The 19,727-nt window shown below is 46.9% G+C and carries 16 protein-coding genes and 1 riboswitch; of the genes, 8 read left to right on the top strand and 8 right to left on the bottom strand.

The annotated features are described in order from the left end of the window. Nucleotides 1-31: 31 nt before the first annotated feature. From ACXHJ1_RS00295 to ACXHJ1_RS00320, 6 genes are all read right to left on the bottom strand, one after another. Nucleotides 32-2,254: a Tex family protein gene (locus ACXHJ1_RS00295; protein ID WP_031463110.1), complete on the bottom strand. Its 2,223-nt coding sequence runs from the start codon at nucleotides 2,252-2,254 to the stop codon at nucleotides 32-34. A gap of 178 nt (nucleotides 2,255-2,432) precedes the next feature. Then, nucleotides 2,433-2,783 carry a type II toxin-antitoxin system PemK/MazF family toxin gene (locus ACXHJ1_RS00300; protein WP_007429335.1) on the bottom strand — a complete coding sequence of 117 codons (351 nt, stop codon included), beginning with the start codon at nucleotides 2,781-2,783 and terminating at the stop codon, nucleotides 2,433-2,435. 6 nt (nucleotides 2,784-2,789) lie between these two features. After that, nucleotides 2,790-3,071, bottom strand: coding sequence for a CopG family ribbon-helix-helix protein (locus ACXHJ1_RS00305; protein WP_007429334.1), 282 nt, complete (start codon nucleotides 3,069-3,071; stop codon nucleotides 2,790-2,792). A 293-nt stretch (nucleotides 3,072-3,364) separates the two neighbouring features. Beyond that, nucleotides 3,365-4,561: an alanine racemase gene (gene alr, locus ACXHJ1_RS00310; RefSeq protein ID WP_457905386.1), complete on the bottom strand. Its 1,197-nt coding sequence runs from the start codon at nucleotides 4,559-4,561 to the stop codon at nucleotides 3,365-3,367. Nucleotides 4,562-4,828: 267 nt separating this feature from the next. Then, nucleotides 4,829-6,106 (bottom strand): outer membrane lipoprotein-sorting protein, encoded by a 1,278-nt coding sequence (locus tag ACXHJ1_RS00315; RefSeq protein ID WP_017426524.1) that lies wholly within the window; start codon nucleotides 6,104-6,106, stop codon nucleotides 4,829-4,831. A gap of 110 nt (nucleotides 6,107-6,216) precedes the next feature. Beyond that, nucleotides 6,217-6,849 (bottom strand): LysE family translocator, encoded by a 633-nt coding sequence (locus ACXHJ1_RS00320; RefSeq protein WP_045244041.1) that lies wholly within the window; start codon nucleotides 6,847-6,849, stop codon nucleotides 6,217-6,219. 234 nt (nucleotides 6,850-7,083) lie between these two features. Here ACXHJ1_RS00320 and ACXHJ1_RS00325 point away from each other — a divergent pair, with 234 nt between their 5' ends. Continuing rightward, nucleotides 7,084-8,055: an ABC transporter substrate-binding protein gene (locus ACXHJ1_RS00325; RefSeq protein ID WP_016821168.1), complete on the top strand. Its 972-nt coding sequence runs from the start codon at nucleotides 7,084-7,086 to the stop codon at nucleotides 8,053-8,055. A 109-nt stretch (nucleotides 8,056-8,164) separates the two neighbouring features. Further along, complete coding sequence (locus ACXHJ1_RS00330; RefSeq protein WP_457905387.1) at nucleotides 8,165-9,886, top strand: ABC transporter substrate-binding protein; 1,722 nt, start codon at nucleotides 8,165-8,167, stop codon at nucleotides 9,884-9,886. Between the two features lie 27 nt (nucleotides 9,887-9,913). Here the strand turns inward: ACXHJ1_RS00330 and ACXHJ1_RS00335 are convergent, their stop codons facing one another. After that, nucleotides 9,914-11,545, bottom strand: a complete 1,632-nt coding sequence (locus tag ACXHJ1_RS00335; protein WP_457905388.1) for a formate--tetrahydrofolate ligase — start codon at nucleotides 11,543-11,545, stop codon at nucleotides 9,914-9,916. Nucleotides 11,546-11,825: 280 nt separating this feature from the next. After that, on the bottom strand, nucleotides 11,826-12,329 hold the full coding sequence (locus ACXHJ1_RS00340; RefSeq protein WP_025364299.1) for a DUF6933 domain-containing protein: 504 nt from the start codon (nucleotides 12,327-12,329) through the stop codon (nucleotides 11,826-11,828). 306 nt (nucleotides 12,330-12,635) lie between these two features. On the opposite strand from ACXHJ1_RS00340, the gene ACXHJ1_RS00345 reads away from it, so the two are divergent. The 6 genes from ACXHJ1_RS00345 (at nucleotide 12,636) to ACXHJ1_RS00370 (ending at nucleotide 19,645) form a co-directional block, all read left to right on the top strand. Beyond that, nucleotides 12,636-13,343 carry a response regulator transcription factor gene (locus tag ACXHJ1_RS00345; RefSeq protein ID WP_090887988.1) on the top strand — a complete coding sequence of 236 codons (708 nt, stop codon included), beginning with the start codon at nucleotides 12,636-12,638 and terminating at the stop codon, nucleotides 13,341-13,343. 1 nt (nucleotide 13,344) lies between these two features. Beyond that, on the top strand, nucleotides 13,345-14,289 hold the full coding sequence (locus ACXHJ1_RS00350) for a sensor histidine kinase (RefSeq protein ID WP_457905389.1): 945 nt from the start codon (nucleotides 13,345-13,347) through the stop codon (nucleotides 14,287-14,289). Between the two features lie 102 nt (nucleotides 14,290-14,391). Then, nucleotides 14,392-15,315, top strand: coding sequence for an ABC transporter ATP-binding protein (locus ACXHJ1_RS00355; RefSeq protein WP_016821174.1), 924 nt, complete (start codon nucleotides 14,392-14,394; stop codon nucleotides 15,313-15,315). After that, nucleotides 15,308-16,000, top strand: a complete 693-nt coding sequence (locus ACXHJ1_RS00360) for an ABC transporter permease (protein WP_250249001.1) — start codon at nucleotides 15,308-15,310, stop codon at nucleotides 15,998-16,000. Before ACXHJ1_RS00355 ends, ACXHJ1_RS00360 begins: the two co-directional genes overlap by 8 nt. Nucleotides 16,001-16,124: 124 nt before the next feature. After that, nucleotides 16,125-16,269: riboswitch (FMN riboswitch) on the top strand. Between the two features lie 171 nt (nucleotides 16,270-16,440). Beyond that, nucleotides 16,441-17,388, top strand: a complete 948-nt coding sequence (locus ACXHJ1_RS00365) for a DMT family transporter (RefSeq protein ID WP_457905390.1) — start codon at nucleotides 16,441-16,443, stop codon at nucleotides 17,386-17,388. A gap of 226 nt (nucleotides 17,389-17,614) precedes the next feature. Beyond that, nucleotides 17,615-19,645, top strand: coding sequence for a methyl-accepting chemotaxis protein (locus tag ACXHJ1_RS00370; RefSeq protein WP_250249000.1), 2,031 nt, complete (start codon nucleotides 17,615-17,617; stop codon nucleotides 19,643-19,645). The last annotated feature ends 82 nt before the right edge of the window (nucleotides 19,646-19,727 follow it).

Below are 19,727 nucleotides of genomic sequence, written 5' to 3' on the forward strand. Positions count from 1 at the left end.
CACAAAAGGTTATACAGGTTTATTTAAAGCACTATGCCTGTGACTGCGCATCTGCGGGAGGTTTCATAGTCAGACCTACCCTGCCTTTTTTCAAATCAACATTCAACACCCACACGGTTACGTTATCACCAACAGATACAACATCCATCGGATGCTTAACAAAACCACTGCGCAGCTGTGAAATATGAACCAACCCGTCACTTTTAATACCGATATCCACAAATGCACCGAAATCAATGACATTGCGGACCGTTCCCTGAAGTTCCATACCCGGTGCCAGATCCTCGATCTTCAACACATCCTTGCGGAATACAGGCAATGGCAGCTCGTCGCGCGGGTCACGACCTGGTCGCTGGAGGCTGTCCAAAATATCCCGCAATGTTGGTACACCAACTTCCAGCTTCGCAGCCAGCTGATCAATATTAGACACATTCAGCGCTTCTGTTGCAACTTTCGAACCCAGATCATGGGCACTGATACCTAGCTCCGCCAACAGACGGTCTACGACAGCATACGATTCAGGGTGAATCGGTGTGCGATCCAGTGGATTTTCTCCACCCGGTATACGGATAAAGCCAACGGATTGCTCGTAGGTTTTTGCGCCAAGTCGCGGCACCTTCTGCAACTGACGACGGTTGCTGAATTTACCGTTTTCCTCACGATACTTAACGATGTTTTTAGCAATAGTAGCGTTGATCCCTGCTACGTAGGACAACAGCGCCGAGGAAGCCGTGTTCACATCCACACCGACGTGGTTAACAGCCGATTCCACAACGTCCTTCAAGCTCTCATCCAGATGTTTCTGCGACACATCATGCTGGTATTGACCTACACCAATGGCCTTCGGCTCAATCTTGACCAGCTCAGCCAGCGGGTCCTGCACACGACGCGCGATGGACGCCGCACTGCGCTCAGCTACGTCCAAATCAGGAAATTCTTCCTGTGCCAGCTTGGAGGCAGAGTATACGCTCGCACCTGCCTCATTGACGATCAGATACGCGAGGCTGTTGTCACCAATATCCGCGATAACTTCGGCTACGAATTGCTCTGTCTCGCGTGATGCGGTTCCGTTACCAATGACAATCAACTCGATGTCGTATTTGGCAATCAGCTGCTTGAACGTTTCGGCAGCCTCACGTTTCTTGTTGTTCGGCGGTGTTGGATATGTCACAGCCACTTCCAGCAGCTTGCCTGTGTCATCGACAACTGCCAGCTTGCAGCCTGTCCGATAGGCCGGATCGACTCCAAGCACACGACGCCCCTTGATCGGAGCCTGTAGCAACAGGCTGCGCAAATTGCCTGCAAAAATAGAGATGGCCTGCTGTTCACCCTTCTCTGTCATTTCAGCGCGCACTTCACGTTCGATAGATGGCGCGATAAGTCTTTTATACGCATCCTCAATGACACTGCGTAGCAGGTCTTCCACCACAGACGATCCTTTAATCACTTGGCCAGCCACATAATTGTAGATGGAATCTGGTGCTACCTCCAGACCAACCTTAAGAATGCCTTCCCGCTCCCCGCGATTAATCGCCAGAATACGGTGAGGCGGCATTTTTTTAGCCAGCTCACGATAGCTATAGTAATTCTCATACACAGACTCTTGCTCGGTATCCTTCGCTTCAGAGGTCAGCATCCCATGATCCAGCGTGTATCGACGCACCCATTGGCGAATAGCCGCATCATCAGCTATATTTTCGGCCAAAATATCCATGGCTCCTTGGATGGCTGCCTCAGGGGTTTCGACTCCCAGTTCAGCATTCACATAGGATTCAGCTTCTTTCAAAGCATCACCCTGCTTCGGCTGACCCCAAATCCAGATGGATAGCGGCTCCAACCCCCGTTCCTTTGCCACACTGGCGCGAGTCTTGCGCTTTTGCCGATATGGACGATACAGATCCTCCACTTCTTGAAGTTTAACCGCAGAGGTGATAGCAGCCTGCAGCTCTTCAGTCAGCTTGCCCTGTTCATCAATAATGCGGATGACCTCTACCTTACGATCCTCCAGATTACGTAAATACAGCACACGATCTTCAATTTCACGCAGCTGATTTTCATCCAGCTCTCCTGTCATTTCCTTACGATAACGCGCGATAAAAGGAATTGTATTTCCTTCATCCAATAAACTGATCGTTGTCCGGATTTGCTTGAGTGCCAGCGACAGCTCTCTCGCCACTTGTTTGACAATCCGTTCTTGGCGTTCTGCTTCGTTCGGCTCCTGCCCAATTTCCGTCTTCATTTCCTCGTTAGACAAACCTATCCCTTCTTCCTCACAGCTCTTGTCATACATCATGTCTTTTATTATCACAAAAAATGATTCAAAGCGCCAGCAGGTGACGTAAAAGCAAGCCTTACCTGTATTTTTCTTCGGACATGCAAAAGGACAGCGCTAGAGCGCTGTCCTTTCCCGTTTCACTCGTCGTTCCATCATACTAAAAATCAATCAAACCGAGACTGATCTGTAGCGAATCGCTCACTTTGCGCATGGTTTCTTCATCCAAATGGGTGATTTTGTCGGTAAGCCTTTGCTTGTCGATCGTCCGGATTTGCTCCAGAAGAACAACAGAATCACGATCAAAGCCATGCGTCGCCGCGTCGATTTCCACGTGTGTAGGCAGCTTTGCCTTCTGAATCTGTGCTGTGATGGCTGCTACGATCACGGTAGGGCTAAACCGGTTGCCGATATCATTTTGAATGATCAGCACAGGTCTGACGCCACCTTGCTCGGAACCGACTACGGGTGAAAGGTCTGCAAAAAAAACGTCGCCGCGCTTTACGATCAATATGGATTACACCCCGCTAACTGTACGGCCCAAGGTGCTGTTTGCATCTTCCTCCGCGTGAAAGGCTTCAGATGCCATGGTCAGGTTAATTTTAGCCATTTCCATGTATCCACGCTGCATAGCTTCACGAATGTAACGTTTTTTACGTTCACCTACATAAAGCTTCATTGCCTGCCTGATAAATTCACTGCGGTTGGAATTCTCCATAGCTACGATCCCGTCCACTTCCTGCAAGAGATGATCTGGCAAACTGATCATTATTCTTTTGGTGTTCTGCAAATTGGCCAACTTCTCTTCCACCCCCAAAACCTTGTCGCCATTGTACCATTATAACGTTATTCCCGGTAATTTATTCAAACGGAATATAAGAGAATGTATATGATATGCGTATATCATCTATGCTGCATTCCATTATAAACTACGCAGTTCGTTTTCGTACAGGCGTTTGATCCCCGAAATACAAGTGTCAGCGGAGCCTAGTGCGTCTTTTGACAGTTATAGCGCTCTTTTCTTTCCTTTGTACATATTTCGGGACGTTCTACGAAAACTCCTGCTTTTATCCGGTAATTTGCGTTATGAAATTAATTCCAGCGGGTTGGAAGAAGCGAGTTCACCCGAACGACAGGAACATGATCTCGCATGTAAACACGCGGTACCCTGTCTGCGATCATGCAGATCACCTCGTAGTGGATTGTACCAAGCTTGGATGCCAGCTCATCCGCCGCAATGATTTCGCCGGACTGCTGGCCGATGAGAACAACCTCTTCGCCGGTTTGGATTTCTTCCGCATCCTCTGCGAAAGATTGTAAGGATACCATACACTGGTCCATGCAGATCGTACCGAGTACAGGGACGCGACGACCGCGTATCAACACTTCGACCTTCCCACTTAGCATGCGGGAGTATCCATCCGCATAACCAATTGGCAGTGTGCCGATCCGCTCTTCATCAGAGGTCACATACCGGGTGCCGTAGCTAACCCCCCAGCCGGGAGGAAGCGTCTTGGTATAAACCACCGCCGTCTTTAATGACAATACAGGCAACAGTTCAATGACTTGCCGGTTAACCTCATCAGACGGATACAGACCGTATATACTGATGCCAATCCGCACCATATTGGGGGAAAGGGAAGGGGTATCAATGGTGGCCGCGCTGTTGCCCGTATGTATAATGGGAATAGAAATACCTTGTTCCCTTAGCGCATCCGCCACGCCCCGAAACCGATCATATTGTAGCAGTGTATAGCTTTTATCTTCTTCATCCGCACGGGCAAAATGGGTGTACATGCCTTCCAGCAGCACCTGCTCTAATTCGTGAACCTGCCGGACAAAAGCCAAAGCCGTTTCTCCAGGCAGCAAACCGAGTCTTCCCATACCGCTGTCTATTTTGATGTGCACCTTCAGCTTGCGTTCGCTTCCTTGGCGGTCCAATCTGCGGATACCCTCCAGCACTTCCTCACTAAACACAGTCAATGAGATATCATGCTCCCAAGCTGTTTGGACAGCTTCAGGTGAGGTATAGCCGAGTACAAGGATCGGCAGTCCAACCCCCGCATGACGAAGCTCCAGAGCCTCATCCAGAAAAGCGACGCTCAAATAATCCGCACCAAGGCGTTCCATTTCCTTTGAAATTTCTACGGCACCGTGACCGTAGGCATTAGCCTTGACACAGACCAGCATCAGCTTATCCGCAGGCAATGCCTTGCGAAAGGCCTCATAGTTGGCGCCAAGGTGATCCAGGTTGATTTCGGCCCGGGTCGATCTGTATTGTGCTTGCAAAATCCAGTCACCTTCTTCAATTGTTAGCCTGTAACGTAACCTTTTACCATTTTGGATATAGCAAAATCCTTGCTTCCAAAGGTTAATGGTAATGTTCAGAGACGTGGCTGTCAATGGCAGGGGGCTCTGCCAGCCTCCTCTACCATCTTTACAATAGAACAAGATATACAAGCGATGCACATCTTAGACTGCGAATGAACAAAAGACGGATACGGGCGGTAGCAGAGCATTTTACACTCTAGACCGTCTGCATCCGTCTATAAAATTTTATTTACCCGATTGTTCCTGTATAGAAGCGGCAATTTGTATCATTTCGCTCACAGGCAGGTCAGCACTAGTGATTCTGAACTCTATTCCATCATTCATCCAGGTCATCGTCTGCTGTTCACTTCCTGTCAGCACGGCAAAGCTTCCTCCAATATCAACCAGTTCGCCTGCCGTCAATGCGACCGCCCGATCTTTTGGACGCGCCTCTACAATGGTATAGTTATACGTTCCGCTATACCGCAGCATCACTGCATGTGTACCATTATCCTCCAGCTCCGGCGTATCCTTGATTTGTACTCCGGCTGGCGTGTAGGACGGTTCAATCAAGCCGAACTCACCCAACACAGCTTCTGCGGCATCCGTTCCCGCTGACGTTCCAGTTGCAGCATCCGCTGTGCCCGGTGTCTGTTGCTGCTCCTCTGCGTTAGCTGCTGCTTGCGGCTTGGACGTATCGCCAGTGACAGCTCCGTCGCTCTTCGCTTCACCAGACGGTTGCTGGACATCGCCCCCTACGGTTCCCTGCTCTTGTCCGGCTTCACTGGACGTCACGCCAGTCGTCCCTTCTAACGTACCGGTCGTATCAAGCGGACCGCTGGAATCCACTGCCCCTGAAGATGGCGATCCCTCGTTACCTGCATTCGTTTTTCCGGAAGCCATATTTCGCTCCATATCAAAGGAATCCTTGTCAAACTTCGTATCAAAAGCAAATTGATCGAATTTCAGATCGACAACCACCTTGGCATTCGCATCAGATACTTGTACCTGAGTAGGGGCATAGTTGTTTTTGGATAGCCAAATCTTTTGCCTTACCAGCGCATGGCTGTTGTAGTTCGCGGCCACATCAAACACATACGATTTATCGTCGGTAGCCAACTGACGGGAGGCATCACCGATAATGCTGCGAACCAGCGTTTCATATAAATATACCTGACCCTGATTGTTTGGCCAGTCGCTTTTGAAACGGAAACTCTTGTTCAGGCTGGGGGTCAGTACAAATACACCCTCATCATTACGAAGCACGATTTGCGTAACATCCTTTTTCTCGTTCGTCATGGCAATTCGGTAATAGGACGGCTTGCGATAGGAAATATCCACCTTGTATTCCTGCGGCGTGTCGCCGGTATGCAGCGTCATCAAAGCTGTACCGTGGTAGCTGTTCAGGTCGCTCACCACGTCACTCAAATCTTTAACCACATCGTCTGCGCTCTTCTTGCCGCACCCGGCCAGCAGCAACGTTACACACATGACCATGGCAAGCATCCATGAAATCCGGCGCATGTCATCAACCCCTTCAGCACATGTTTTAAATGAATTAGTACATGTCTATGAAGGACTTGTTCGATTTATGCAGACTGGCATGACAAGCTTGAGCGTATCCTTGTGTAATGCTATAAAATCTTTTGAAGACTGATCATAAATTCATACAGGAAATAAACCGAAAAACCAACCAAAACCACACCGGCACAGATTGTAACCCACTTGATGGCGGTTCTGTTCATGGCTTTTCGTGTTGTCGCTACGAGGGTCATCAAGCCTAAATCATGGATAAGAATACCAAACAAAATACCTAAACCAACAATCAAAAATTGACTTGTATTTGACCGATCAAATGAACTTGCCAGCACAGTCCCAAAAACACTTACCCAGAACACTAAATTCCCTGGTGAAACAGCTACAAGCAGCCCATTTTTATAGGAAGAAAATAATGATTTCGTCTTTTTCTCTCCTTCTAGTGCAATATCATGATCCGCATTTTTAATGCTGTCGTACCCCACGTAGCACAGAAATATGGCTCCAACGAGCCACATGATCACCTGTACAACAGGTAAGGACAGAACAGAGGCCAGACCAAAATATAAACCAATGATTAATAACAAATCGATGGTCATCCCCCCGAGCCCCACAATCCATCCATGCATAAATCCATTCTTTAGCCCTTGCTTCGTCATTTCAACCGTAATGGTACCTACAGGTAATGCTATGGAGAAACCTAGTAAAACATATGTAATAAACAATGCCATTTCAAAACCCCTTTCAAATGTATAAAAACGTTATTCTATATTATAAAAAATGACAAATCAATAAAATGTTGAAGCCTGTATGAGCTTAAAACACATGAGACTTATTTTGTACAAAATCGGATTCATTGACCAAGTTTGTCCATTGAGTATTGAGGTTCCAGCACTTATCATTGCTTTTGTGATAATAATTCTCATTTGCAAATTTATGAACTATTATATTATACGGAGGCTGCTATGACCAACAAAAAATCTACTCGGCAATACACTGCTCTGATCTGTCTATTCTCTCTTATGGGGGCATTGCTACTAGGATGCGGCGCATCTGATAAGCAGACTGCAAGCAGCAACACAACAGCATCTACAACCTCGGAAGCTGCCACAACTCGTGCCTACACAGACTACAAGGGTCATACAGTAAACATTCCCACGACTCCTGGGCGCATTGCTTACTTCGGAGAAAACTATGGGGATCTATTGGTTTTAGGCGTACAGGCTGTTGGTACATCGACTTCTATGATCGAGGGAAAGATATATGAGAAAAAAGTTCAGAATGTATCGGACCTAGGATTTCCCATTGATTTAGAAAAAACATTGGCTCTACAACCAGACCTAATCATCACCGCCGATACGGATGAAAAACAATACGCAGCGTTAACGAAAATTGCACCTACAATTATGTTCGATACCTTCGCTCCACTGAACGATCGTTTGCTACATCTCGGAGACATTGTGAACAAGAAAAAGGCTGCTGAGGACTGGCTTGCCCAATATAAAATCAAGGAAGCAGAGATGTGGACCAAACTTCATGCGCAAGGTGTTAAGTCGGGTGAAACAGCTTCGGTCTTTACCTACTATCCCGGTGACCGTTTGTTCGTCATGGCACGGACAGGCCTGTCACAGATACTATATGAAGAGAATGGTCTCAAGCCTACTCCTCTTATTCAGAAAGCGCTGGATGAGGACAAAGGATTCGTGCAATTATCACAGGAAGTAATCGGACAATACGCTGGAGATCGGATTTTCATACTAAGCACTCCAAGTTCAGAAGCCCAGCAATCCACCGAACAATTAATGAAAAGCAAGCTGTGGCTTCAGCTCCCTGCTGTCAAGCAGGGACATGTGTACATGCAGGACATTGGCAAAACCGAAAGTGATGCATCTACTCGGGAATGGTTGCTGGAGGAATTGCCCAAGCTCATAAAATAAGATTGGAGAAGCCTATCGTCCTTGTTGATAGGCTTCTTTTTTGTTGAACCTAAAGGAGGTATACTTATGCATATATGATAACCATTCTCAGTAAAAGGAGCTTTACACCGTGAATCAGCCTTCGTCGTCTGTAAATTCACCTCCACCCAACACACTGCTTTTTCATTTTAAAGGAATTGTGTTGGTTAGTGAGCCTACCGTTGGACTAATATCTCAATCAAATTCCGATCACTGTCTGCTTATGTTCATCGGCGGGGCTGGTAGGGTGGATGTGGGTCAAGAACAATATGTATTCCATTCAGGTCATGGGTATTGGTTAACTCCTGGCGAATCCTATCGCATCGCTCCCTTGGATGGAACTGTTCCTGAATACTACAAAATCACGTTCAAGGTCATTACCATGCCGTTGGAGCCACAATCGGACGCGACCTTGGTTGAAAACGCAACGGGCATGCCATCCATATATCACGGATCTGTCCTGCCAGAACCGCGTGAATACATCGTTTCCTCTTCCTTCAAGCCTATTCAGTTGGCCGAAGAGTTATTTTATAGCACCCAACAAACAATACAGCCGCATAGACAAACCACTGCATTGCGTCAGCAAATCATGTTTCAAGAGCTGCTCTTACTGTGGCAGGAAGCCCACGTCCCTATTAAGCATAACGAGGGCTTTAATCCGACATTGCCTGCATCGGTGGAAAGCACCCTTGCATATATGGAAAACCACTACGAAAAGCCTATTACCGTCAAGCAGCTTGCCGAACAGGCCAACGTTTCCATATGGCAATACTCCCAGCTGTTTCGCAAAATAACGGGCAAAAAGCCGTTGCATTACCTCACTGAGCTGCGCTTGAACCATGCCAAGCGGCTGCTGCTGGAATGCAAACGGCCTTTACGTGAAATTGCCCGTCAGGTGGGTTTCTCTGACGAATATTATTTTAATCGGCGTTTTAGGCAAATGACCGGGGTTCCGCCGGGTAAATATGCGCTTTCCGCTCCCGGTTCTGTGTGCGTTAAGGATTGGACTGGCCACCATATTCATATCCCTCGTCGAGCGAGCCGCATCATCTATCACGGAGAAACGATGGGCGATTTGCTCGCGTTAGGAGCCACAGCCATAGGCGGAAGCCTGCGGCTCAGTGAATACAGCGTCTATAAGCATCGTCTTGAGAACGTAACTGACGTGGGACTTCCGCTGGATACCCGCTTGACCAGCGCTCTTGATCCTGATCTGATTATCATCGCTAACTCGGATGAACAGGAATATGAGCGTATTGCAAGCATCGCGCCCACCCTCACCTTCAACACCTTTGCCGCCCTGGAGGAACGACTGCGTACACTTGGCGCATGGCTCGATAAGGAACAAGAGGCCGAACGCTGGTTAGCGACCTTCACCGCTCGTAATCTGGCGATGTGGCAGCAGCTCAGCACGCATATCACAGCCGGAGAAACCGCCTCTGTTTTTATCTTCGACCATGGCGATCGGCTCTTTGTCATGGGCATGTCCGGATTCTCATCGGCCCTCTACCACCCGCACGGCTTCCAGCCTGTCGAGCCAATCCAAAAGATGCTTGATGAGGGACTGGGCTTCGCAGAAATTAATCCAAACGAATTGCCTGATTACGCTGGCGATCGCATATTTATGCTCGTCCCTACGGCACCAGACTCCAAGCATACGCTGGAATGCATGCTCAACAGCCCTCTCTGGCATAGCCTCCCTGCTGTGCGTCAAGGCCAGGTATATTTCGTAGAAGCAGACCGCTGGAACTGGAGCGATGCCATGACTCGGCAAAAGCTGCTCACTGCACTGCCCAAACTGCTCGTTCATTGATGCTGAAATGCTGCTATTTTTCAAAAGCTACATGAGTCCTTGAATAGTCCCATCTGCCTCCAGCGACATATGCTCAGCTGCTGGAGATTTGGGCAATCCTGGCATCGTCATGGTATTACCTGTTTCCACGACTACAAAGCCTGCGCCTGCGGACAATGATACGCTGGACACGTGAATGGTGAACCCCTCCGGCGCACCTAGCAAGGAAGGTTGATCTGAGAAAGAATACGGCGTTTTGGCCATACATACAGGCAGTTGTCCAAAACCAAGCTGCTCCATACCAGCCAACGCCCGTTTGGCTGCAGGCGTGTAAGCCACCTCTGCCGCACCGTAAATCTCCTTGGCAATGACACTAATTTTCGCTTGTAAATCAAGCGTATGATCATATAGCGGCGCAAAATGGGCTTTGTCCTTCTGAAGTAAGTTCAGCAGGCTTTGGGCCAATTTTTCTCCCCCTTGGCTTCCCTGCGCCCATACTTGTGAAAGCTCTGCAGGTACACCCAGCTTGCGGCATTCTGAGAAAATCAAATCCAACTCGGCTTCGCTATCTGTTACAAAATGGTTAATCGCTACCAATACAGGCACACCAAACTTTTGCAAATTCCGTACATGTCGGCTCATATTGGCTAATCCGAGTTGCAATTGCTCCAAATTTTCCGCATCCAGCTCATGTTTAGCTACACCGCCGTTATATTTCAGCGCTTTGGCGGTTACAACCAGCACAGCCGCATCTGGCTGCAAGCCGGACTGGCGGCACTTGATGTCAAAGAACTTTTCCGCTCCCAGCTCAGCCCCAAATCCCGCCTCTGTGACGACGACCTCTCCCAGCTTCAACGCCAGCTTTGTACCGATCAGACTGCTACATCCATGGGCAATATTAGCAAAAGGTCCACCATGCACAATAACCGGAGTGCCTTCCAACGTCTGCACTAGATTAGGCTTTAATGCTTCCCGAAGCAGCACAGCCATTCCTTCCACCGCGTGCAGCTCCTCTGCTGTTACCGCTTCACCGGATTCGTTATATCCAATCACCATCCGACCCAACCGTACTTTAAGATCGTCCATATTTTCACTTAAGCATAGCACCGCCATGACTTCCGATGCCGAGGTAATCAGAAAGCCGCTTTCTCTTACCGCTCCATTCCCCGTCCCCAATCCAGTCACAATACTTCGCAAGCTCCGGTCATTCATATCGACAGCCCGTTTCCACACGATTCGGTCTGGCTTCAGCCGCAAAGCATTTCCATGGAACAAATGGTTATCAATCATCGCTGCCAGCAAATTATGTGCTGCCGAAATCGCATGTATATCCCCTGTAAAATGCAGATTAATGTCTTCCGCCGGAACAATCTGGGCCTGTCCTCCCCCAGTGGCTCCACCTTTCATCCCAAAGCAAGGTCCAAGAGACGGCTCACGCAGCGCAGCTACGGTTTTATGCCCCATCGCGTTGAGTGCCTGGGACAGCCCGATGGTTGTCAGCGTTTTTCCTTCTCCAGCCGGAGTGGGATTCATCGCTGTAACCAGCACCAGCTTTCCATTCGGGCGATCCTTTAACTGTTCCCACAGAGATGGATTCAGCTTCGCTTTATATTTTCCATACGTCTCCAGATGCTCTTCTTCAATTCCTGCTTCTTTGGCTATATCAATAATCCTCTTCATCTTTCGTTATGTACCCCCCGTTTTATAAGTCTGACCCATGGTGTCGAACCCTTTATCATTTATTCTACCAAAGTGTACGGTTTATTGCGCTATGATTCATTTCATCGCAAGCATGACTATCCTGTGAGTTATAAAAAAAGCATCCCCTGCTCGCAGGAACTTTGAGGATACTCTTTTGGCATGTCCTAATCAGCAGAAATCCTTTAGAAATCAGGACAGCTTGGAACAACAAATTATCCATATGTAAGCAGTTATATATGAAGTCAAATATTCGAAACTCTCAACTACTCTCCACTTTATAATGCTTTTCCAGCAGTTCTTTAAAAACGTTAATCGGGTACTTGTATTGATCCGTTTTGAACACAATCCGGTTATTCCACTGGTTCTTTTCCAGCTCGCACCCATGCTCCATGTCCAGTTCCTTCATAATAAATATAATCTCATCTAAGGTTACCATCACACTATGTCTATTCGTCGTAGTCGCCAGCATCTGCTCGCCTTCCTGTATGTATGCCTTAACGATCTGTTCATCAAACCCTTCGCTGATCATTAATTCCTTCAAGGTTTGTACAAAAAGAGACGGCAGGTTTTTGTACTGCGATTTTTTAATCCCAAACAGCGTAACGCTTAAGCGGGAAATATCATGCATAAACACAATATTTTTTCTCCGGTTCAGTAAAAACAAGCTGGCATGCCAACTATTCAAAGGCGGATAAATATCAACTTGAAGTGGTTCAGTCTCCCATTCCTTCAGCAGTTTTTGGGTTCCCCGTATAACAAACATCATTGCTCTCCTTTATTGACGGTTCTGTACCGTAGCTCGTAATCTGGCATACCTAACCTCTCACACCAGGTATGCCCCGGATATTATAACACCGTATACCAAACATCCGATTATAGACTATTTCAGTATAGGATAGGGGAATTATTAATTACCTGACACTGCTGAACGTAGCTCCTTCGGGACAATCCAGGGCATTTTCGTTTTCTTAGTGGATATTTTTTATGGAAATCCCCTTCACCGCTCTATATAATTCAGGTACAGTTCGTCACACGAGCTTAATCTAAAAATTAGGGGTGTTCCACACCTATGTCACAGCATATTTTACTTATTGAAGACGATCTATCCATTGCTGAAATGCTGCTTAAAGCACTCACCAAGGAGGGCTACAATTTAACCACCGCCTATGACGGAGAAGAAGGACTTATTGCCTTTGAACGTCACACTTACGACCTGGTACTCGTGGATCTGATGATGCCGAAGGTTGATGGTATGGAGGTAATCCGGCAAATTCGTACCCGCAGCGCCGTGCCAATTCTGATTATGTCGGCTAAGGACAGCGATGTGGATAAAGCGCTTGGACTGGGCTTCGGGGCAGACGATTATGTTGCCAAACCTTTCTCAATGCTCGAAATGACAGCTCGTATTCAGTCCGCGATCCGCCGATCGACTACCTATGCCCGTCTGCAACAGCAGGAGGAACAGCCGCAAGCACAAGTGTTGACCTATGGAAATTTGCGCATTGATTTTGATCATTTTACAGTCATACGCGATGGAAATGAAATTCAGCTAACAGCCAAAGAATCCGATATTCTGAAGCTGTTTGCATCCAACCCGAATCGGGTATTTACGAAAGCTCAACTATACGGATTTATTTGGAAAGACGATTATATGGGTGATGAGAATGTGATTAATGTCCATATTCGTCGCCTGCGTGAGAAAATTGAAGAAGATCCCTCCCACCCTGTCCACATTAAGACGCTGTGGGGCATCGGCTACAAATGGGAGAATGGTTGATATGAGCATCGAAATCATTTTCGAATGGATTGTCGTCCTCATGATGTCCGTCGTTATTATATGGCTTTGGCAGGAACGTGTATCCCATAAGCGCAAAATAAAGGATATCCGAACCGCCCTAGAGCGGATCGTGACCGTGAATCATGCCGAAAAGCTGCTATATGTCACAGGTGATGTTGAACTGCAACGACTCATGACGGAAATTAACCGACTACTAGACTTAAATCTGAGAGTATCAGCCGATTACAACCGAGGCCAAATCGCTATGCGTAAAATGATTTCGAATATTTCCCACGACCTCAAGACCCCGCTGACCGTTGTGCTTGGATATGCCGAGATGCTGGATGGCGATCCAGATATTTCGTCAGAAGAACGTATAAAGCTGCTATCCAGAATTCATCAAAAGACAAGCGAAGCGATTGAGCTGATCAGAAGTTTTTTTAGTTTGGCGAAGCTGGAAGCCAACGATACGGATATTCCACTGACCCGACTGGAGATAGGAGAACTGTGCAGACGCAGCATTTTGGAGTTTTATGATCTGCTGACGGCTCAGGGGTTTACGGTACATATTGACATTCCGGAGCATCCCATTCATGCCTTGGGGAACGAAGGAGCCATTGGGCGGGTGCTGAGCAATCTGATTTCAAATGCCATTCGCTACGGGGCAGAGGGTCGAACGCTAGGCCTGACGCTGTCAGAACAGCAGGATACAGTGCGTATAGAAGTGTGGGATCGTGGAAAAGGCATACAGGAGCCGGAGCAGGATAAGGTTTTTGAACGCATGTACACACTTGAGGATTCCCGTAATAAGGCGGTACAAGGCAGTGGACTGGGTCTTACGATTGCCAAGCGCCTGGTTGAATGCATGAATGGAGAGATGCAATTGACCAGCAAGCCTTATGAGCAGACCGTCTTCTCTTTTACCTTGAAGAAGATCAACTATTAAGCGAGCTGCTCAACTTAATAAATTTGTAAGGATTACGAAAGAAAAATGAACATTTCGCCCTTTATTCTTGAATTATCAACAGCACACGAAGGGAGAACACCCATGACTTACATATTACGTACACATCAGCTGACTAAAGCCATGAAGGGCAATGAAATTGTAGCAGGGGTCAGTATGAATGTGCGCAAGGGGGAAACCTATGGCTTTCTCGGTCCCAATGGGGCGGGCAAGACAACGATCATGAAAATGATTACCAACCTGCTCAAGCCGACATCGGGTGAGATTGAACTGTTCGGTGAAAAGCTAACGCCAAACTCTTATCATCTGCTCGGACGGATGGGTTCGATTATTGAATACCCAATTTTTTATGATAGACTGACGGCTCAGCAAAATCTCGAACTTCATTGTGAATACATGGGCTATTATAATAAACAGGCTGTCCGGGATGCGCTAGAATTAGTGAACTTGCGGAATGCGAGTGACAAGCCAGTAAAAGACTTTTCACTAGGAATGAAGCAGCGTCTCGGGATTGCCCGAGCCATTGCGACCAAGCCAGAGCTACTCATTTTGGATGAACCAATTAATGGTCTGGACCCAGTGGGAATTAAGGAAATTCGGCAGTTATTCCACATGTTATGCAAGGAATATGGGATGACGCTGCTCGTATCCAGTCATATTTTAGCGGAAATAGAGCAGATTGCGGATACAATAGGCGTGATTAATCACGGACGGCTGATTGAGGAAGTTTCGATGGAACAGGTACGGGATACCAATACAGAATACATCGAATTTACGACCAACGATTGTAAAAAAGCGGCCTACGTCCTCTCCCATCATCTGAGTCTGAATAATATAAAGGTACTCAATGAACAGAGTATACGTATTTACGATATGAGTGTACCGCAGAAGCAAATTACGAAAACGCTCATTTTAAATGATGTAGAAGTCGATTCCATTCATCAGAAAAGCAGTACGCTGGAAGACTACTTTTTACGTCTGTTACATGGAGGTGAGCCCCATGCTTAGATTAATACAGTTGGAGATGAAAAAGCTTCATCTGGCGGGTTATATCCGTTCAGCACTGATCGCCAACGCCTGTATTTTGGGGTTGCTCTGTATTATTGCGCTGGACAGCCAAAATGAAGGAGTACCCGAATTTACACAGTACGCTCAGCTTCTTGATCTCATGGACAATATGGTGAGAGCCACATTTATTGTATTTGCCTCCGTTCTGCTATGCCGTTTTATTGTAGGAGAATTTAAGTCCAAATCGATTACAATCTTGTTCATGTATCCGATTCATCGTCAAAAGCTGATGATCGCCAAACTCTTGATTGTGCTGCTGTTTACGTTCTTGTCTGTTGTTATATCGGAAATCATCATTACGGCTGCGATTCATTTGCTCAACCAGTTTGTCATGATTGTACCGGATAAGCTTACTCTTTCCATACTGGCCGAACAATCCGTGCGGACGCTAATCAATGCCGTGGCCGCCAGCTTTATGGGATTGGTTCCGCTGTATATGGGAATGCGAAGATACTCAGTACCCACGACTATTGTGACCTCGATTCTGGTTGTAGCCTTGCTTTTCTCCAATAATAACGGCGCTACACTTAGCTCCATTGCCCCCGTGCAAATCAGCTTCTCTGTGCTGGGAATGATTGTAGCTTATGCGGCAATTCGGCGCATTGAGTATAAGGATATTGCTTAGTAATATAGATTTTAGTGAAACGCTTTCAAAAAAAGATGAAAATCCTTGTTAGATATACACACATTTTTCACTGGACTTCATTCTAAAACAGGTATATCCTATAGGAGAAATTAAAAAACGGAATAAGGATCTTCGGGGTAGGGTGAGATTCCCAACCGGCGGTATGGCTCATGGAGCTAAGCCCGCGACTCTGTATCCGGCAACAGGATACGGACTGATTTGGTGAGATGCCAAAGCCGACGGTAAAGTCCGGATGGAAGAAGATCGAAGTATGAACATGCCGCAAAGTGAATGAATGCTGCGCTATAGTTTTTGCAGTAACTTCATTTAACTTGTATCAAACGGCAAGTTTATTTGATCAACCCCCGTCTTGCATGGCTTTCGCCATGGACGGGGGTTTTTGTGCCACCGGTCCTGTATTCGCAAGGAGCTAAATAAGTATGAGTCAATCATCAACTGTACTATCATCCAAAGGTTTTGATCGTAGCTCCCACATGAAAAGCGGTTTTTGGCTAGTCGCGATCGGAGCGGCCTTGTGGGGTGCAGACCCGCTGTTTCGTATTATTTTGTTAAAGTCATTTACCTCAGCACAAATCGTACTGATGGAGCATGTGCTGCTCTTTATCGCTCTGACGCCGATGCTGTGGAAGCATCGCGAGGAGCTCAAAACGATACGATTTCGTCAGGTTTTCGCTATTTTGTTCGTCTCGTGGGGCGGCTCGGCACTGGCCAGTGTGATTTTCACCATGGCACTCAGCAACGGTGATCTGAATGCAGTTCTTTTGCTCCAGAAGCTTCAGCCTTTGGTTGCTATTATTCTGGCCCGCGTTATATTGAAGGAAATGCTACCGCGTCATTTTGGAATATTAATTGTCATCGCTCTGTTCGGAACGTATCTTTTGACCTTCGGTTGGTCGCTTCCCTTTGGGCATGTTCATGATTTTGTTCACGTTGGTAGTCTGCTCGCACTAGGTGCAGCGGTTCTGTGGGGCGGTTCGACCGTTATGGGTAGCTACTTGCTTCGTTCGATGAAATATGAGACAGTAACCTCCCTCCGCTTCATGGTGGCGCTCCCTCTGCTCATTGTTCTCACCTCGGTGGAGCATGCTCCGTGGAATATGCCTACAGGTACATGGGCGGGCGCAGCTGTAATGATCAACTTGCTGCTGCAAGCATTGCTTCCGGGTCTTCTCAGTTTATTACTGTATTACAAAGGCTTAAGTACAACCAAAGCTTCTTATGCTACGATGGCAGAATTGAGCTTCCCCATGGTTGGTGTCGTAATTAACTGGATCGCTTTCCAGCAAATCGTTACCGTAGCGCAATTGACTGGTTTTATGCTGATCTGGATTACACTCTTTATGATTTCTCGTCAGCAGAAAAATTAATAGCTTAATCTTCTTTCATGCTCATCCAAGCCAAATCGTGAAGATGCTTTTGCATCTCTGATTTGGCTTTTTATGTATTCATATTCATATTAACATTAGTTCCTAAGACCTATTTTCTAAAAAAAAGTGTACTATTCCTCGTTTTTAAAGATTACATCTATAAAATTAGTCGATTTATGTCGAATAAAACTATGTAGTGATCATCTGACACAGAGGAGAAAAAACGATGACTAAAGCAAAACAAACAGTTCCGTGGTGGAACAGGTTTCTCAAGCAGTTTTATTTAATGAGGACAAAATTAATAATATCTTTTTTGGCTGTGTTATTGATTCCAAGCGTACTTATTGGATACTTTTCTTACCAGGGGGCCACGACACAGCTCAGTCAGCAGATGGCTGCTTCCGTAAACACGAATCTGTATCTGATCCGAAGCAATGTTAATCAATATGTAGCACCGATTATAAAAGACGTAGACGTGCTTACCAGTGAGATCGAATCTGATTCCATTGGTTCCAACCAAGAAGCACTTCAGAAAAAGTTGGACGTCATCGTCAAAGCTCATCCTGAGTTAGATGCCGCGCTCCTTGGCAATACGGAAGGACAATATATCCGTTCTCCTATAAAAAAAGAGGCTGATTATGATCCTAGGGAGAGAAAATGGTACAAAAACGCAATGCTACATAAGGGAAAGGTATTCGTCGGTGTTCCAGTTGCCAGCGTTACAACAGGGAACTTAGTGGTTAATGTATCGGCAACGCTCAAGGACGGTGAAGGAGCTGTTGCATTGGCTTTGAATCTGGACAAGATGGGTGAAAGTCTACAGTCTGTGAAGATAGGTGAACGCGGAGGACTCATCATTGTTGATTCTGATCATAAAGTTGTATCTGGGACTGGAACAGCCTTTACCAAGACAGGCAAAAAACCGGCTGACACCATGGAGGGCCTTCCCGAAGTGGCGGCAACCGGTGAAAATGATACTCCTTCCGTGTCGCAAATTCAATTTATGAATCGGGACGTACTGGCCTTTACACTTAAGGACCCTCTCACTGGCTGGAACATTGTTGCACTATCGGATCTGGAGGATTACAGTGATGCAGCCCAACCGATTCTGAAGCAAAGCCTGATTGTAATTGTTATTTCCATACTGGCCGCTGCGATCATCATAGTGCTTATGGTCCGCTCATTCCTGATCCCACTCAAAAAGCTGCAAGCAGGAACACGGATCGTCCGTGATGGAAATCTGACCGAACGTGTTAATCTGTCTAGAAAAGACGAGTTCGGCGAGCTGGCACAGAATTTTGACCAGATGACGCATTCCTTGCATTCAATGGTCTCCGAAGTCAACCAAACCTCCTCCCGACTTGCTTCCTCTTCCCTGATAATCAAGGAAAGCACAGAGCAAACGACGGAGTCCGTACAACACGTAGCGGAAACAGTTATGGAATCCGCGGAAAATGCAGTGACCAGCGCCGAGGCATCCGAGCAAACCGCCAATGCCGTTGAAGAAATGGCGAAGGGTGTCAGCACAATTGCCGAATCGGCAAGCTCCATCGTGGATTCAGCAGGACAAACCGAGCAGGACGTAGCTCAAGGCAGTCAAATGATCAGTCATGTGCGGACACAAATGGACCGCATTCTGGAAGCTGTAAGCCAAACAGCTAGTCTAATGGATGAGCTATCCCAGCTCTCGGACGATGCGAAGCAGATGAATGCGGCTATTGCCGCCATTGCCAAGCAAACTAATTTGTTGTCCCTGAACGCATCTATTGAAGCCTCCAGAGCAGGCGAAGCTGGGCGCGGATTTGCTGTAGTCGCTATAGAGGTACGCAAGCTGTCGGAACAGTCCAAGGAAAGCGCCGATTCCATCAGTCAGATCATTACGCAAATGCTCGATTTGATTCAGCGCTCTACCGCCACGATGAACGGTAATGTTCGTAATCAGGTTGGTGAAGGATTACGAATTAGCCAAGATGCAGAAGGTGCTTTTACGAATATCGAACGCTCTACTTCTCATATCGTGGAACAAATTCAAAGTGTGTCCGCTGCTGCTGAACAAATCTCTGCCAGTACAGAGGAAGTTTCAGCCACTGTCACCCATTTGGCAAGCCTATCCCGCAATTCGGCGGACAGTTCGCAGACAACCTCTGCTGCCGCTCAAGAGCAAATGGCAGCCATGGAGGAAATCGCCTCTTCCTCACAGGAGTTGTCCAACATGGCACAGGATCTGCAAGAGCTTGTTAAGCGATTTAAGATTTAGCTTCCACAGCTATTATTGAAATTTTCACCAACGAAAGCTCAGCAGTACTGTATCTGTTTACTAACAAAAGCCTTCGTCCGTA

This window comes from Paenibacillus sp. ALE2, from assembly GCF_054113385.1.

Coding starts and splice junctions, on each gene's coding strand:
- ACXHJ1_RS00340 (WP_025364299.1), bottom strand. CDS start 12,329: ATGTTTGTTATACGGGGAACCCAAAAACTGCTGAAGGAATGGGAGACT.
- ACXHJ1_RS00335 (WP_457905388.1), bottom strand. CDS start 11,545: ATGAAGAGGATTATTGATATAGCCAAAGAAGCAGGAATTGAAGAAGAG.
- ACXHJ1_RS00315 (WP_017426524.1), bottom strand. CDS start 6,106: ATGCGCCGGATTTCATGGATGCTTGCCATGGTCATGTGTGTAACGTTG.
- ACXHJ1_RS00360 (WP_250249001.1), top strand. CDS start 15,308: ATGCTTAGATTAATACAGTTGGAGATGAAAAAGCTTCATCTGGCGGGT.
- ACXHJ1_RS00355 (WP_016821174.1), top strand. CDS start 14,392: ATGACTTACATATTACGTACACATCAGCTGACTAAAGCCATGAAGGGC.
- ACXHJ1_RS00370 (WP_250249000.1), top strand. CDS start 17,615: ATGACTAAAGCAAAACAAACAGTTCCGTGGTGGAACAGGTTTCTCAAG.
- ACXHJ1_RS00365 (WP_457905390.1), top strand. CDS start 16,441: ATGAGTCAATCATCAACTGTACTATCATCCAAAGGTTTTGATCGTAGC.
- ACXHJ1_RS00345 (WP_090887988.1), top strand. CDS start 12,636: ATGTCACAGCATATTTTACTTATTGAAGACGATCTATCCATTGCTGAA.
- ACXHJ1_RS00325 (WP_016821168.1), top strand. CDS start 7,084: ATGACCAACAAAAAATCTACTCGGCAATACACTGCTCTGATCTGTCTA.
- ACXHJ1_RS00350 (WP_457905389.1), top strand. CDS start 13,345: ATGAGCATCGAAATCATTTTCGAATGGATTGTCGTCCTCATGATGTCC.
- ACXHJ1_RS00320 (WP_045244041.1), bottom strand. CDS start 6,849: ATGGCATTGTTTATTACATATGTTTTACTAGGTTTCTCCATAGCATTA.